General features: G+C 66.7%; 12 protein-coding genes. 1 reads left to right on the top strand and 11 read right to left on the bottom strand.

Going from position 1 to position 15856, the window contains the following annotated elements:
* Positions 1–32: 32 nt before the first annotated feature.
* The 8 genes from uvrC to AC1DFE_RS19570 form a co-directional block, all read right to left on the bottom strand.
* Positions 33–2090, bottom strand: a complete 2058-nt coding sequence (uvrC, locus tag AC1DFE_RS19605) for an excinuclease ABC subunit UvrC (RefSeq protein WP_476907534.1) — start codon at positions 2088–2090, stop codon at positions 33–35.
* A gap of 96 nt (positions 2091–2186) precedes the next feature.
* Positions 2187–2855: a lysophospholipid acyltransferase family protein gene (locus tag AC1DFE_RS19600; RefSeq protein ID WP_476907533.1), complete on the bottom strand. Its 669-nt coding sequence runs from the start codon at positions 2853–2855 to the stop codon at positions 2187–2189.
* Positions 2842–3558 (bottom strand): HAD hydrolase-like protein, encoded by a 717-nt coding sequence (locus AC1DFE_RS19595; protein ID WP_476907532.1) that lies wholly within the window; start codon positions 3556–3558, stop codon positions 2842–2844. The genes AC1DFE_RS19600 and AC1DFE_RS19595 overlap by 14 nt, the downstream gene beginning before the upstream one ends.
* Positions 3559–3770: 212 nt before the next feature.
* Positions 3771–6695 carry an excinuclease ABC subunit UvrA gene (gene uvrA / locus AC1DFE_RS19590; protein WP_476907531.1) on the bottom strand — a complete coding sequence of 975 codons (2925 nt, stop codon included), beginning with the start codon at positions 6693–6695 and terminating at the stop codon, positions 3771–3773.
* Positions 6696–6755: 60 nt separating this feature from the next.
* On the bottom strand, positions 6756–7136 hold the full coding sequence (locus AC1DFE_RS19585; protein ID WP_476907530.1) for a GntR family transcriptional regulator: 381 nt from the start codon (positions 7134–7136) through the stop codon (positions 6756–6758).
* Positions 7133–8992 (bottom strand): ABC transporter ATP-binding protein, encoded by a 1860-nt coding sequence (locus AC1DFE_RS19580; protein ID WP_476907529.1) that lies wholly within the window; start codon positions 8990–8992, stop codon positions 7133–7135. Before AC1DFE_RS19580 ends, AC1DFE_RS19585 begins: the two co-directional genes overlap by 4 nt.
* A gap of 13 nt (positions 8993–9005) precedes the next feature.
* Entirely contained in the window at positions 9006–10760 is a 1755-nt protein-coding gene (locus tag AC1DFE_RS19575; protein WP_476907528.1) for an ABC transporter ATP-binding protein, read from the bottom strand.
* A gap of 136 nt (positions 10761–10896) precedes the next feature.
* Entirely contained in the window at positions 10897–11697 is an 801-nt protein-coding gene (locus tag AC1DFE_RS19570) for a trans-aconitate 2-methyltransferase (RefSeq protein ID WP_476907527.1), read from the bottom strand.
* A gap of 90 nt (positions 11698–11787) precedes the next feature.
* Here AC1DFE_RS19570 and AC1DFE_RS19565 point away from each other — a divergent pair, with 90 nt between their 5' ends.
* Positions 11788–14334: a DEAD/DEAH box helicase gene (locus tag AC1DFE_RS19565; RefSeq protein WP_476907526.1), complete on the top strand. Its 2547-nt coding sequence runs from the start codon at positions 11788–11790 to the stop codon at positions 14332–14334.
* Positions 14335–14353: 19 nt separating this feature from the next.
* On the opposite strand, the gene AC1DFE_RS19560 is transcribed toward AC1DFE_RS19565, so the two are convergent.
* From AC1DFE_RS19560 to AC1DFE_RS19550, 3 genes are all read right to left on the bottom strand, one after another.
* A complete protein-coding gene (locus AC1DFE_RS19560) occupies positions 14354–14578 on the bottom strand; it encodes a hypothetical protein (protein ID WP_476907525.1) in 225 nt (74 codons plus the stop codon).
* A gap of 80 nt (positions 14579–14658) precedes the next feature.
* Complete coding sequence (locus AC1DFE_RS19555; RefSeq protein ID WP_476907524.1) at positions 14659–15351, bottom strand: hypothetical protein; 693 nt, start codon at positions 15349–15351, stop codon at positions 14659–14661.
* The coding region (locus tag AC1DFE_RS19550) for a LuxE/PaaK family acyltransferase (RefSeq protein WP_476907523.1) at positions 15309–15856 on the bottom strand (548 nt) is incomplete at its 5' end. The genes AC1DFE_RS19550 and AC1DFE_RS19555, both read right to left, overlap by 43 nt.

Below are 15856 nucleotides of genomic sequence, written 5' to 3'. Positions count from 1 at the left end.
GTACTTACCCTAACCAAGTTTCGGGGCGCGGACTAAGTTTCGAGCACTTCCCCGGTGGTCATGTTGATCGCCGGAACGGCCTCGCCGGAGTCGCCGCCGGCTCCGCCGGGGCTGAAGTGCGTGACGATGGCCGCGGCCAGTGCCGGCCCGACGCCCTTGGCAGCTGTCAGTTCCTCTGCCGATGCCACCTTGATCTTCTTGACGGAGCCAAAGTGGGCCAGCAGGGCCTTCCGCTTGGACTCGCCAAGCCCGGGCACGCCGTCGAGGGCGGAGACGGTCATCGCTTTGCCGCGCTTTTGCCGGTGGAACGAGATGGCGAACCGGTGGGCTTCGTCGCGGATGCGCTGCAGCATGTAGAGGCCCTGCGAGGAGCGGGGCAGGATGACCGGGAAGTCGCTGTCCGGCAGCCAGACCTCCTCGAGGCGCTTGGCGAGCCCGACCACGTAGACGTCGTCGATGCCCAGCCCTTCAAGGGCCTTGGCGGCCGCGTTGACCTGTGGCTTGCCGCCGTCCACCACGACGAGGTTGGGCGGGTAGGCGAATTTCGCGCGGGGCGCCGGTGTCGTGGTGTCGGACAATGCGGCATCCGTCGGGGCGGCGCCGTTGGCCCCGTTGGCCGCCGCGCCGGCGGGCCCGGCCACGGCAGCTGCCGGCGCCGCGACCAGCTCGGTGGCTTCGATCTGGGCCGTCTTGTCCACGAGGTAGTGCCTGAAGCGCCGCGTCAGCACGTCATGCATCGCAGCTGTATCGTCCGTCGCCGCTGCCCCGGTAATGGAGAACTTGCGGTAATCGGACTTCTTGGGCAACCCGTCCTCCACCACCACCATGGATGCAACGACGTTGGTGCCCTGGACGTGGGAGACGTCGTAGCACTCAATGCGCAGCAGCGGGATGGGGAGCTCCAGCGCCTCTTGGAGTTCCTGCAGCGCCTGCGACCGGACGGTCAGGTCGCCGGCCCGGCGGGTCTTGTGCAGCCGGAGCGCGTGCTCGGCGTTCTCCCGGACCGTGGACATGAGGGCGGCCTTGTCCCCACGCTGCGGAACCCGGATATCCACCTTGGCTCCACGGATGCCCCCGAGCCACACGGCCAGGTCCTGTGCATTGCTCGGCTCGACAGGCACCAGCACCTCGCGGGGCAGCCGGCCCTGAATCTCGGCGTCCTCGCCATAGACCTGCTGAAGGAGGTGTTCGACGAGGTCGGGGGTGGTGAAGTCCTCCACCTTTTCGACCACCCAGCCACGCTGGCCGCGAACCCGTCCGCCCCGGACGTGGAATACCTGGACGGCAGCTTCGAGTTCATCCTCATGCAGGGCGAAAACGTCGGCGTCGGTGTCTTCGGCAAGCACCACGGCGTTCCGCTCGAAGACCTTCCGGAGGGCGGTGATGTCGTCGCGCAGCCGGGCGGCGCGTTCGTAGTCCAGGACGGCGACGGCGGCCCCCATCTCCTTTTCGAGCCGCGCGATGAAGCGCTTGGCCTCGCCTCCCATGAAGGCGCAGAAGTCCTCGGCGAGGGCACGGTGTTCCTCGGGGGTCACGCGCCCGACGCAGGGGGCCGAGCATTTGTCGATGTAGCCCAGCAGGCAGGGCCGGCCGCTGGCCTGGGCCCGTTTCAGCACTCCCGCGCTGCAGCTGCGCACGGGAAAGACCCGCAGCAGGGTGTCCATGGTCTCCCGGATGGCGCCGGCCGTGTAGGGCCCGAAGTAGCGGGTGCCCTTCCGCCGTTCGCCGCGCATGACCTGCACGCGGGGCAGCTTCTCCCCCATGGTGACGGCGAGGTAGGGGTACGTCTTGTCGTCCCGGAACACCACGTTGAACCGCGGCTTGAATTCCTTGATCCAGGTGTATTCCAGCTGGAGGGATTCCAGCTCGCTGCCCACCACGGTCCACTCGACGCTGCTGGCCGCGTACACCATGGCGTGGGTCTTGGGCAGCAGCCCTGCCGGGTTGGCGAAGTACGAGTTCAGGCGTGACCGGAGGTTCTTGGCCTTGCCGACGTAGATAACCCGCCCATGCGGATCCCTGAACCTGTAAACACCCGGATTGGTCGGAATCTCACCCGTCTGGGGCCTATAACTCGATGGATCTGCCACGTTTCCAGTCTACTGAGCCTCGGGGCCGCGGTTTGCCGCCAGCCGTTTTTCGGCCGTCACGGCCGCGTCCAGGGAGCCGCCGGAAGGGCAACCGGCCTACTCGATGACCTTGCTCTGGTTGTAGCTGGTGGAGCGCTCCTGGCCGCTGAGCTGGGCGATGGCATCCATGATGCGGTCGGTCACCTGGCGCCGTGCGGGAAGGGAATGGTCCGGCCCGGTCTTGTCGAAGTACAGCGGCTCGCCCACCTTCACGATGAAGTGCTGGGGCTTGACGGCGTTGCGGCCCGCGGGCTGCAGCTTCTCGGTGCCAATCAGTCCCACGGGGACAACCGGGGCGCCGGTGGTGAGGGCCAGCCAGCCGACGCCGGTACGGCCGCGGTACAGGATGCCGTCACGGGAACGGGTGCCTTCGGGGTAGATGCCGATGCCCCTGCCGTCCTCGAGGATGTCGAGGAGAGTCTTGAGGGCCTGCACGCTCGCGGCCTGCTCACCGCGCTCCACCGGAATGGAGCCGACAGCCTCGAAGAAGGACTTCATCACGCGGCCCTTGATGCCTTTAGTGGTGAAGTACTCCGCCTTGGCAAAGAACGCGACCGGCCGGGGCATGAGCGCCTGGACAATTACGCTGTCCAGAAAGGAAAGGTGGTTCGGCGCCACTATGAACGGCCCGCTCTTGGGCACGTTCTCCAACCCGATGACGGTTGGCCGGCAGCTGCCGGAGATCAGGGTCCGCGTCGTCCAGCGGACGCCGTCAAACAGCTCCATCGTTGCGCACCTCGCTCAGGGCTGCGGCACGGACGGTCTCCAGCTCCTCGACTTTGGCGCGCAGGCTGTCCGTGTCGTGGACGACGGCCACAGCTCCCGCTGCCTCCAGTTCGCCGTCGGGCGCAAAACCCCAGCTGACGCCGATGCAGTCGAGGCCGTTGGCCAGTGCTCCGGCCACGTCCTGCGCACGGTCGCCTACCATGACGGCGTGCTGGCTGCGGAGGTCTGTCATGGCTGCGGCGATGATGCCGGTCTTGCCGACCGGACCCGCTCCGGCCGCGGTCTCGTCCACGGCCGACCCCTTGATGGTGAGGAACCGGCTGGCGATCTTGTGGTGTGTAAGCAGCAGCTGGGCAAGGTGTTCCGGCTTCTGCGTCGCAACCGCCACCGGCCGTCCTGCCGCCACGTAGCCGTCCAGCAGGTCGACAATGCCCGGGTACAGGCGGCTCTGGTCTATGCCGAAGTCCAGATAATGCATCCGGTAGGTCCGGATCACCGCCTTGAGCATGGCAGGAGGAACAGCCGCGACGTTCAGCAGCGAGTCGCTTAGCTTGGGACCCACCATCGCGTCCAGAAGGTCCTGGCTGGGGACAGCAAGGCCATGTTCCTTGAGGGCCGCGGCAATTCCGTCTGTGATTCCACCGGCCGGATCGACAAGAGTGCCGTCCAGGTCGAAGATCACAGGCACTGTTGTAGAAGTCACCGGCCTAGTTTCTCACGATGGCACGCCTGCTCAAACTCGTATGCCATCCGAGGCATACTTATCCCCTCCCCCAGGAGTTTTTGTCCACATATCGTGACTTCCGAGGCCTTTAGCGGCCATTATCTGGACAAAAACTCAAAGCCCGGAGGACGACGGCGGCCCGCCAGGTGGTCTGGCGGGCAGTCGTTGCGTCGTGGCTTGGGACTTAGGTACTAGCTGAGGATTTCGGCCAGGAACTTCGCGGTGTGGCTCTCGGAGGACTTGGAGACCTGCTCGGGGGTACCGGAGGCCACGACGCGGCCGCCACCGGAGCCTCCGTCAGGACCCAGGTCCACGATCCAGTCGGCGCTCTTGATCACGTCGAGGTTGTGCTCGATCGTGATGACGGTGTTGCCCTTTTCCACGAGGCCCTGCAGCACCATGAGCAGCTTCCGGATGTCCTCGAAGTGGAGCCCGGTGGTGGGCTCGTCGAGGACGTAGACGCTCCGGCCGTTGGACCGCTTCTGCAGCTCCGCCGCCAGTTTGACGCGCTGCGCCTCGCCGCCGGACAGCGTGGTGGCGGGCTGGCCGAGCCGGACGTAGCCGAGGCCGACGTCCACGAGGGTCTTGAGGTGGCGCGCAATCGGGGAGAAGGCGGCGAAGAACTCGGCGCCCTCCTCGATGGGCATGTTCAGCACGTCGGCAATGGTCTTGCCCTTGTAGTGCACCTCGAGTGTCTCGCGGTTGTACCGGGCGCCGTGGCAGACCTCGCACGGAACGTAGACGTCCGGCAGGAAGTTCATCTCGATCTTCAGCGTGCCATCACCGGAGCAGGCTTCGCAGCGGCCGCCCTTGACGTTGAAGGAGAACCGGCCGGGGAGGTAGCCGCGGACCTTGGCCTCGGTGGTCTCGGCGAAGAGCTTCCGGATGTGGTCGAAGACGCCCGTGTAGGTGGCCGGGTTGGAGCGCGGTGTGCGGCCGATCGGGCTCTGGTCCACGTGCACTACCTTGTCGAGGTGCTCGAGACCCTGGACGGTGCGGTGGCGCCCGGCCACCTGCTTGGCGCCGTTGAGCTTGTTGGCCAGCACCTTGTACAGGATCTCGTTGACGAGGGTCGATTTACCGGAGCCGCTGACGCCGGTCACCGCGGTGAACAGGCCCAGCGGGAACGCGGCATCAACGTTGACGAGGTTGTTCTCCCGGGCGCCGACGACCTTCAACTCGCGCTTCCTGTCGTACTTGCGCCGCTTCTTGGGGACGTCGATGCTCTTCCTGCCGGAAAGGTAGTCTCCGGTGAGGGACTTCGTGTTCTGCAGGAGGGCCTCGTAGGAGCCGGAGTGGACCACCTGGCCCCCGTGCTCGCCGGCTCCCGGGCCGATGTCCACGATCCAGTCCGCCTCGTGGATGGTGTCCTCGTCGTGTTCGACCACGATGAGGGTGTTGCCCAGGTCCCGAAGCCGGGTCAGGGTTTCGATCAGGCGCCGGTTGTCCCGCTGGTGGAGCCCAATGGAGGGCTCGTCAAGCACATACAGGACGCCTACGAGGCCGGAGCCGATCTGGGTGGCCAGCCTGATGCGCTGCGCCTCGCCGCCGGAAAGCGTGCCGGAGGGGCGTTCCAGGTTCAGGTACTCGAGGCCCACGTCCAGCAGGAAGGTGAGGCGCGCCTGGATCTCCTTGAGGACCTGGTGGGCGATCTGCGCCTCACGGCCGGTCAGCACGAGGTTGTCCAGGAACCCGGCGCATTCGCGCATGGGCAGCGCCGCCACCTCGGCGATGGATTTACCGTTGATGAGAACCGAGAGCGACGCCGGGTTCAGCCGGGCGCCGTTGCAGGCGGGGCAGGGGATCTGCCGCATGTATTCCTCGTACCGGTCCCGGGCGGAGTCAGACTCGGTCTCTATGTGCTTGCGGTGCACGTACTGCACCACGCCTTCGAAGCCCGTGCTGTACTTGCGTTCACGGCCGAACCGGTTGCGGTACTGCACCACCACCTTGTGGTCCTTGCCGTGCAGGACCGTCTGCCGGACGTCCTTGGGAAGGTCCTGCCACGGTGTGGTCATGGAAAACCCGAGTTCCTTGGCCAGCCCGCCGAGCAGCCGGTTCCAGTACTCGGTGGTCGCCGTGCCCAGGGACCACGGCGCGATGGCCCCGTCCTCCAGCGTAAGCTCCGGGTTGGGAATGATCAGTTCCTCGTCGACTTCCAGCCGGGTGCCAATGCCGCTGCAGGCCGAGCACGCGCCGAACGGGTTGTTGAACGAGAAGGACCTGGGCTCGATTTCATCGATGGCCAAGGGATGCTCATTCGGGCAGGCCAAGTTCTCCGAGAACGCACGCGTGCGGTGGGGGTCGTCGGCTTCAAGGTCCACAAAGTCGGCCAGGACGCGCCCTTCGGCGAGGCTCAGTGCCGTTTCGATGGAGTCTGTCAGGCGCTGCCTGATGCCCTCCTTGACCACGAGCCGGTCTACCACCACCTCGATGGTGTGCTTGAACTGCTTGCCCAGCTTGGGCGGATCGCTGAGCTGGACGAGGTCGCCGTCGACCCGGGCGCGGGAATAGCCCTTGGCTGTCAGTTCCTTGAAGAGGTCGACGAATTCACCCTTGCGTCCGCGGACCACGGGAGCCAGGATCTGGAAGCGGGTGCCGTCCTCCAGCTCGAGCAACTGGTCCACGATCTGCTGCGGGGTCTGCTTGATGACGGGTTCACCGCACACGGGACAGTGCGGCCGGCCCACGCGCGCCCACAGCAGACGCATGTAGTCGTAGATTTCGGTGATGGTGCCCACGGTGGAGCGGGGGTTCTTGCTGGTGGACTTCTGGTCGATCGAGACTGCCGGTGACAGGCCCTCGATGAAGTCGACGTCGGGCTTGTCCACCTGGCCCAGGAACTGCCGGGCGTAGGCGGAAAGCGACTCAACGTAGCGGCGCTGGCCTTCGGCGAAGATGGTGTCGAAGGCGAGGGAGGACTTTCCGGAGCCGGAGAGGCCCGTGAAGACGATCATGGCGTCCCGCGGCAGGTCGAGGTCGACGTTGCGGAGGTTGTGCTCGCGGGCGCCCTTGACCACCAGTCGGGAAAGGTCCGGGCGCGCCGGTTTGGCGGGGCTCAGGGGGACGACGGCGGAGGGGGCAACAGCGGTTTCTTCAGCTATGGCTTTAGGCACCCACTAATGCTAGTCGAAAACTTCTTCGAATATCCACGCGGGTGTTCCACGCCACGGTCGCTATTCGGCGTCGTAGGCGGCTGCCAGCAGGTGGACGGCCTGGGCGAATGTTGCGCCCTGTGATTTGGCCGCCGCGGCATATTCGGCCGCGGCCTCGGACAACGCCCCCCAGCGCTCGTCACGCGCGCAGACCACCGTGCCGTTCCGGCCCTTGGTGGCGACAACGCCGGCGGCCTCGAGTTCCTTGTATGCCCGTGCCACGGTGTGGGGTGCGACGCCGAGGGTTCCGGCCAGGGTCCGCACTGCCGGCAGCCGTGTGCCGGCCGCCAGCTTTCCCTGGTCCGCCTGTTCGATCACGTGGAGCCGCAGCTGTTCAAAGAGGGCCACGGAGCTGCCGGTGTTGGGCTTCCACTGCCCGGGGAAGGCGTCGCCGGCGGTCACAGGCCGGACTCCCGGAAGCGCTGCTTGCCGGCGGCGTGCCTGCCGTGGTGCCGGCGGATGGCGCCGAGTTCGCGGTCCACACCGCGGAACTGGGCCTCGTACAGGTGCCGGTAATGGCCGTCCACGGACAGCAGGCTGCTGTGCGTCCCCTGTTCAACAATGCGTCCGTGATCCATGACCAGAATTAGATCAGCGTCGCGCACGGTGGACAACCTGTGCGCAATGATGAAGCTGGTCTTGCCCTGCCGCAGCCGGTTCATCGCGAGCTTGATCTGCACCTCGGTCCGGGTGTCCACGGAACTTGTCGCCTCATCCAGGACCAGGACGCTGCGGTCGGCCAGCCGGGCCCGGGCGATGGTGATCAGTTGCCGCTGGCCCTGGCTGAGCGAATCGCCGTCGTCCCCCAAAACCGTGGCATATCCGGCCGGCAGCGACCGCACGAAGTGGTCCACGTGGCTGGCTTCGGCCGCTGCCAGGATCCGGTCATCAGAGGACCCCGGGGAGCCGTAGTCGATGTTCTCGCGGACGGTGCCGCTGAACAGCCAGACGTCCTGCATGACCACGGCGAAGTTGGAGCGCAGCGAATCCACGGGCACGGTGGAGATGTCCGTGCCGTCGATCGTGATGCGGCCTGAGTCCAGTTCGTAGAAGCGCATGAGGAGGTTCACCGCGGTGGTCTTGCCGGCCCCGGTGTGGCCCACGATGGCCACTGTCTGGCCCGGGAGGACGGAGAAGGACAGCCCGCTGACGGCCGGCGCCCCGGGGGTGTAGGCGAACGTGACGTCCTCGAAATCGATCCGGCCGCGCAGGTTTTCCTGCCGGGCCGGAACGCCGTCCTCCCGGGGGATCTCCGGGTCGTCCAGGAGGACGAAGACCCGCTCCGCCGAGGCCGCGCAGGACTGCATGAGGCTCAGCATGCCGCCAATCTGTCCCATCGGCTGGGTGAACAGGCGGCTGAACTGGATGAACGCCTGGATGCCGCCGATCGTCATGGCGCCCGCGGCCACCTGCAGGGCACCAACCACCGCCACCGCCACATAATTGAGGTTGGCGACGAACACCATGAGCGGCTGCACGGCCCCGGACACGAACTGGGCCCGCGCACTGGTGCGGGCCAGCCTGTCGTTTCCGCGGCCGAAGATGGCCGCCGCCGTGTCCTGCTGCCCGAACGCCTTGATCACCTCGTGTCCGGTGATGAACTCCTCGACGTGGGCGTTAAGCTCCCCGGTGGATGCCCACTGGGCCGCAAAATAGGCCTGCGACTGGCGCGCCATGAACACCGTGATCAGCGTGGAGACGGGAACGGATACCAGGGCGATGGCCGCCAGCAGCGGCGAGATCACCAGCATCATGGCCAGCGAACCGCACAGCATCAGAACGGACATGATCAGCTGCGTGAGCAACTGGTTGAGCGCCTGTGAGATGTTGTCGACGTCGTTGGTGGCCCGGCTCAGGACATCTCCCCTGGCCTGCTCCTGGAAGTGCGACGACGGCAGGCGGTGCAGTTTGTCCTCGACGGCGGCGCGGAGGCCGAAGACCAGCCGCTGCACCGCCTGGGCGGTCAGGGCCCCCTGGACCCAGTTGAAGATGGACGTCCCGACGTACATCAGCGACACCACGCCGAGCAGCATAGCCAGCCTGCCGGCGTCGAACGTGCCATGCATGAAACCGTCGACGACGACGTCGGTGGCGTCACCGAGGAGCTTGGGAGCCGCCACATTGAGGGCGGCGAAGCCGCAGGTCGCCGCGATGGCCAGGGCCATCCGTCCCCTCGACGGGCGCAGCAGCCCCAGGAGGCGTGACGCCGCCGGCAGGAAAGTGCCGGTCTTGCGTCCGGCTGCGTGCGTGCCCCTCATGGCTGCCGGCTTCTCACGGCTGCTCATCCAGGGCCAGCTGGGACTCGGCAATCTCCCGGTAGATGGGCGACGTTTCCAGCAGTTCAGCGTGGGTTCCCCAGGCCACCAGCCGGCCCTCCTCGAGCACCAGGATCCGGTCCGCACCCATGATGGTGGGAATGCGTTCGGCCACCATGAGCACCGTGGCGGCTTCCAGCACAGGCGCCAACGCCTGCCGGACCGCCGCCTCGGTGGCGTAGTCCAGGGCGGAAAAACTGTCATCGAAGACGTACAGGTCCGCGGCGCGGAGCATGGCGCGGGCGATGCACAACCGCTGCCGCTGCCCGCCCGACAGCCCGGCGCCGCCCTGGGCGACGGCGGCATGGAGTCCGTCCGGGAGCTGGCGGACGAAGTCCTCGGCCTGCGCGAGCCGCAGGGCCTGCCACAGCTCGTCCTCGGTGGCCTCCGGCGCTGCCATCCGCAGGTTGCTCGCCACGGTGCCGGAGAACAGGTACGAGTGCTGCGGGACTACCGAAATGCGTTCCCGCAGGCCACCGGCGGACATTGTCCGGACGTCGGTACCGGCGAACCGGACCTCACCGGAAGTGGCGTTCAGGAACCGGGGCAGGAGATTCAGCAGTGTGGTTTTGCCGCTGCCGGTGGCGCCGATGATGGCCGTGGTGGTCCCGGGGGCGGCGGCAAAGGAGACGTCGGCCAGGACCGGCGACTCCGCCCCGGGATAGGCGAACCAGACATGGCTGAACTCCACTCCCCCAGCGTCATGGCCGGCCCCGCCTTCCGCCGGGCCAGCAGATGCCTTCCCGGCATGCACACCCAGTGCCGGGGTCACGTCCAGCACGTCCTGGATCCGTTCGGCGCAGACGGCCGCGCGCGGTGCTGTGCTGAAGACGTACATGGCCATCATGATGGCCAGCAGGATCTGCAGGATGTAGGCGATGAGGGCCGTGAGGGCGCCCACCTTCATGGTGCCGCTGCTGATCAGGTGCCCGCCGAACCAGACCACGGCCACCGAGGAAAGGTTCACCACGATCATGATCATCGGAAGCATTCCAGCGACCAGGAGCGCGGACTGCAGGTTGTTCCTGGTCAGCCGCCGGTTGGCTTCCGCGAAACGGGCAACCTCATGCTTCTGCCGGACGAAGCCGCGGATGACGTTGGCGCCGATGATCTGTTCGCGCAGGATCCGGGTGATGCCGTCGATGAGTGCCTGCCCCTGCCGGTAGAGCGGGATGAGGCGCCGCACGATCAGGTACATGATGAGCACCAGCAGCGGGACGATGACTATCACGACGGCGGACAGGGCCGCGTTCTGCTGGACGGCCAGGACGACTCCGCCGATGCCCATGACCGGCGCCGCTGCGAGCATGGTGAACACCAGGACCGCGAAGGTCTGGATCTGCTGGACGTCATTGGTGGCCCGGGTGACGAGGCTGGGAGTGCCGAAGGCGCCGATTTCCTGGGAGGACATGGCCTGCACCTGGGCGAACAGCTCCCGTCTGAGCCGGTGGCCAATGTTCATGGCGACGTCGGCCCCAAGGTACCCGGCACCCAGGGCCGCGGCTGCCTGCACCGCGGTGAGCACCATCATCCAGCCGCCCAGTGCCAGGATCACGCCGGGCTGGTTGGCAAGGATTCCGTCGTCGATGATGCTGGCGTTCAGCGTGGGCAGCAGAAGGTTTCCGGCCGTCTGCACCACCTGGAGCGCAATGATCGCCCAGACGGCCGCCCGGTGGTCGCCGAGGAGGCGGAGCATCAGGCCAAACAGCACCGCGCCTCCTTCATCGCCTGGGCGTACTGGAGCCTGGGACGGCCCCCAATAGCCGCTTGGCCATTGTAAGCCACATCACATCAGACCGTGCGGGGTGTTGCGCGGGCGGCTGCGGCCGGGTCGGAATCATGCCGTCCTACAGCTTGCGGGCAACCGCGAAGATCCTGCGGAACGGGTACACCGTGCCGTGCGGCCTTGCCGGGTATGCCTCGGCCAGCCGGGCGCCGTATTCGGCCTCAAACTCGACGGCGTCGTCCGGCGACAGCGCGGCCAGCACGGGCCGCAGGCCGGCGCCGCGCACCCAGTCCAGCACCGGATTCTCACCGGTGAGCACCTGCTGGTAGGTGGTTTCCCACGCGTCGGCGGCGCATCCGGCGTCGAGCATGATCTGCAGGTAATGTGCGGGTGGCGCAACCACCTCGTCGTGGCGCAGCACGCCGGCGAGCCTGCCGGCCCACTTTGGCGACTCGGCGACGTCGCGCATCAGGGTGTGCGACGCGGACGTGAAGTTGCCAGGCACCTGGAGGGCGAACCACGCGCCCGGTTTCAGCGCCTTCAGCCAGCCGGCCAGCAGGTCCGGGTGCCCCGGAACCCATTGCAGGGCCGCGTTGCTCACCACCACATCGGTATCCGCGGACGGGAGCCAGGACGCGAAGTCCCCGAGCGCAAACTCCAGCCCGGGCGCGGACTGCCGGTGCTGTTCCGCGGTGGCAAGCATCTCGGCGGACGAATCCAGGCCAACCACCCGGGCGGAGGGCCAGCGGGCCGCGAGCGTGGCGGTCAGGTTGCCGGGGCCGCAGCCCAGGTCCACCACCTCACCCGGAGCGTCGGCCAGGACGCGGCCGGTCAGGTCAAAGAACGGGCGCTGCCGGTAGTCCCCGAACTGGACGTATTTGGCGGGATCCCACACATGGCCTCCGGTTGTTCGTTGAAACATGGTCGCTGAAGTATTGTCCTGGCAGGGCGAGCCTAGCGCCGGGCCAGCCTGAAAACGTTGCGGGACGCGCTGGCACTAAGCTGGAAGGCAATGAAACTCGTTGAACAGCTCCCCGCCCCGTCCGCACGGATCAGCACGGGAACCGGTGCGGACCCGGACACGCTGTACGAACGGTTCGTCGAGTGGACCGAAAGCCGCGGCCTCCAGCTGTACCCGGCCCAGGACGAGGCCATCATGGAGCTGGCCTCCGGAGCCAACGTGATCCTCGCGACGCCCACCGGCTCGGGCAAGTCGCTCGTGGCGATTGCGGCCCACTTCCAGGCGATGGCCCGTGGCGAGCGGAGTTACTACACGGCCCCCATCAAGGCCCTGGTCTCGGAAAAGTTCTTCGCCCTCTGCGAGATCTTCGGAGCGGAGAACGTCGGCATGATCACCGGCGACTCCGGGGTGAACCAGGACGCCCCGATCATCTGCTGCACGGCCGAGATCCTGGCCAATACTGCGCTGCGCGAGGGTGCGGCGGCGGATCTGGGCGCCGTCATCATGGATGAGTTCCATTTCTATTCCGATCCGCAGCGGGGCTGGGCCTGGCAGGTTCCGCTGCTGGAGCTGCCGCAGGCACAGTTCCTCCTCATGTCCGCCACGCTGGGCGACGTCAGCCGTTTCGAGGCGGGCATGACCGATCTGACGAGACGGTCCACCACCACCGTCAGCTCGGCCGAGCGCCCGATTCCGCTTCACTACTACTACCGCGAGACGCCGGTCCACGAGACCCTCGAGGAACTGCTGGGCACCCGAGAAGTGCCGGTCTACGTGGTGCATTTCAGCCAGGCTGAAGCGATCGAGCGCGCCCAGACGCTGATGAGCATCAACGTCTGCACGCGCGAGGAGAAGGACAAGATCGCCGAGCTGATCGCGAACTTCCGCTTCGCCGCCGGCTTCGGCAAGACCCTGAACCGCCTAGTCCGGCACGGCATCGGCGTCCACCATGCGGGCATGCTGCCCAAGTACCGCAGGCTCGTGGAGCAGCTGGCCCAGGCCGGGCTGCTGAAGGTCATCTGCGGCACGGATACGCTGGGCGTGGGAATCAACGTGCCCATCCGTACCGTCGTGCTCACCGCACTGAGCAAGTACGACGGCGTACGCACCCGCCTGCTCAACTCACGGGAGTTTCACCAGATTGCCGGAAGGGCCGGCCGGGCCGGCTACGATACGGCCGGCACGGTGGTGGTCCAGGCGCCTGAGCACGTGGTGGAGAACGTCAAGGCGATGGCCAAGGCCACCGCGAAGTTCGGCGACGACCAGCGGAAGCTGCGCCAGGTGGTGAAGAAAAAGCCGCCGGAGGGCTTCGTGTCCTGGGGCCAGCCTACTTACAACCGGCTTGTGGAGTCCGTTCCGGAGCCGCTGAACTCCAGCTTCACCGTGACCCATGCGATGCTCATGAACCTCATGGAGCGCCCCGGCGACCCGTTCGCGGCGGCGCGGCGGCTCCTCACTGAAAACCATGAAAGCCGCACTTCCCAGCTGCGGCTCATGAAGAAGGCACTCGGGATCTACCGGGAGCTGCTGGCGGCCGAGGTGGTGGAGCGCATCCCGGCCGCCGAGCAGGGGGCAGACGGCCGCACGGTGCGCCTGACCGTCCACCTGCAGCCGAACTTTGCCCTTAACCAGCCGCTGTCCCCGTTTGCCCTGGCCGCGCTGGACCTCATGGATCCCGAGTCCCCGTCCTACGCCTCCGACGTGGTCTCCGTAATTGAAGCCACGCTGGAGAAGCCGCGGCAGATCCTGTCCGCGCAGCAGAAGAAGGCTCGCGGTGAAGCTGTGGCTGCCATGAAGGCCGACGGCATCGAATATGAGCAGCGGATGGCCATGCTCGACGAGGTCACCTATCCCCAGCCGCTCGCCGAGATCCTGGGCGAGGCCTTCGAGGTGTACCGCAAGGCGGCGCCGTGGGTGGGCGACTTTGAGCTGGCACCCAAGTCGGTCATCCGGGACATGTACGAGCGCGCGATGAACTTTGGCGAGTTCGTCCAGTTCTACGGTCTTGCCCGCTCAGAGGGCATCGTGCTGCGGTACCTTGCGGACGGCTTCAAGGCGCTCCGGCAGACCGTGCCGCAGGATGCGCTGCGGGAGGACCTCGAGGATCTGATCGCATGGCTCGGCGAGCTCGTGCGCCAAGTGGATTCCAGCCTGCTGGACGAGTGGGAGGAACTGACCTCCGGTGCTGCCCCGACCCCGCACGACGCGCCGCCGCCCCCGCCGCCGTCGCTCACGTCCAACATCCGGGCCTTCCGGGTCATGGTCCGGAACGAGATGTTCCGGCGCGTCGAACTCTTTGCAGATGAGGACGCCAAAGCACTTGGCGAGCTCGACGGCGATGCGGGCTGGGACGCGGACCGCTGGGAAGACGTCCTGGACGACTACTTCGACGAGCACGACGACATCGGCACAGGCCCTGATGCCCGCGGACCCGGTCTGCTCATCATCACCGAGGAGCCCGGCGTCTGGAAGGTCCGGCAGATCTTCGACGACCCGGCGGGCAACCATGACTGGGGAATCTCCGCAGAGGTGAATCTGGCCGCCTCGGACGAGACCGGCACTGCGGTGGTCCGGGTGACCGGAGCGAACCGGCTTTAATAGGGCGGCACCGGCTCTATTAGCCGGCCTGGGCCTCTTTTTCCAGCTCTTCCTGACGGCTCAGGGCTCCGGCACCTTCCTCATCCACGAGTCCGGCGGCCTCAATGGCGCCGCCCAGGATCAGGGTGCTCAGGTCGGCCACGGCTTCCATGTAGCTGCCACGCTTGGGGTTGTCCGCAAAGTCTTCGAGCCACTTCATGGCCACGCTCCCGACGAACTCCATGGTGCTTGTGTCATCGGCCATTGGGTTCTCCTAAGGTGAGGCTGGCTGACCCCTTCAGGCTATTGCGCCAAACTGAAACCTCTGTGTGAACGAGCAGTGTATTAGCAACCAGCCGAAGCCTTAAACGTTAAACGCGGGGCGTACCTCAGCAGTTTCAGGACCAGACTGGCCTCGACGGATGAGAACCTGTCCCCTGATTCTGGATCGAGCCAAGGCTCCGGGTCCGCCGTGTGTCCGGCAAGGTCAAGCACCGGCAAGGGCAGCGCGGGGGCCTCCCCGTTCCCGGTGAACAACAGGTCCGGCATGGCGGCGGGGTCGCAGTAGACCCGGCGCCTGCGTTCAGGGGTAATTTCGTCGGGGCTGTGGCATGTGTAACCGGCCCAGTGGACTGGGCCTGCTTGGGTGTCTGGGCCGGACTGGGCATCGGGGCCGGGCCGGGTGTCCTGGCCTGTTTGGGTGTTCTGGTCCGTTTGGGTGAGCGGGACTGGCGGGGTGGGCGCCGCCGCAGGAAGCTCCAGCCTGGGATCCTCCGACGGCGGGGCGGACTTGACGTATTCCACCCACTGCCCGTCGACCTCAACGTAAAGCAGGTTCTGCTCCCCGCCCAGAAAATAGACAGTGACGCCCGCCTGTACATTCGCAGCGGGATCCGTCTGAACCGCGGGCGGCATGCGGCTGCTGCCCGTCGTCATCTCATGCATCTGACTGACCACCGTCGGTACCGGTTCCTGATGCTTGGCGGTGGCCGTACTCAGGAACGGGCGGGTTCCGGCGATGGAAGGTGCCACTTCCATGAGCCTGTCCCTTCCATCGTCGTGCCACGGCCCTGCGGTGCCGCCACCTCAGCCTCGGCGGTTGTGCCCGAGCGGAGGTAGCGCTCGATGCTGACGGGGCAGTGGCCAGGCCCGCTGCCCGGTCCCCGGCGGCGGAAGTTGATGATCTGGCCGGTTCTGCCGCACGCGCAGGTGCCGGTCTCGACCTCGCCTATGTCGTCGGTGAGGAGGAATCCGGGGTAGCTGGTGCTGAGGGCGTCCAGTATGGCGATGGTGCCGGTTTCCCCGGGGGCGAGTTCCTTGCCGTTCTGGGCGGGGTCCCGGATGGAGATGTAGCACCAGGGCGGGACGTGCTTGCGATGCAGGTGGCATTCGACTGCGAGCATGTTCGTCTCGATCATCCCGTACATGTCGCGCACGTTTACCGCGCGCACGCCGAGCAGGTCGTGGCACCGCTCCCGGAAGTCTTCGTCGGGGATGGCCTCGGCCGTGTGCCGCTTCCAGCCGCCGAGGGTGATGATCATGC

It is taken from the genome of Arthrobacter sp. 05T423 (assembly GCF_056396245.1).
This window is presented reverse-complemented; position numbering and strand designations above follow the sequence as displayed.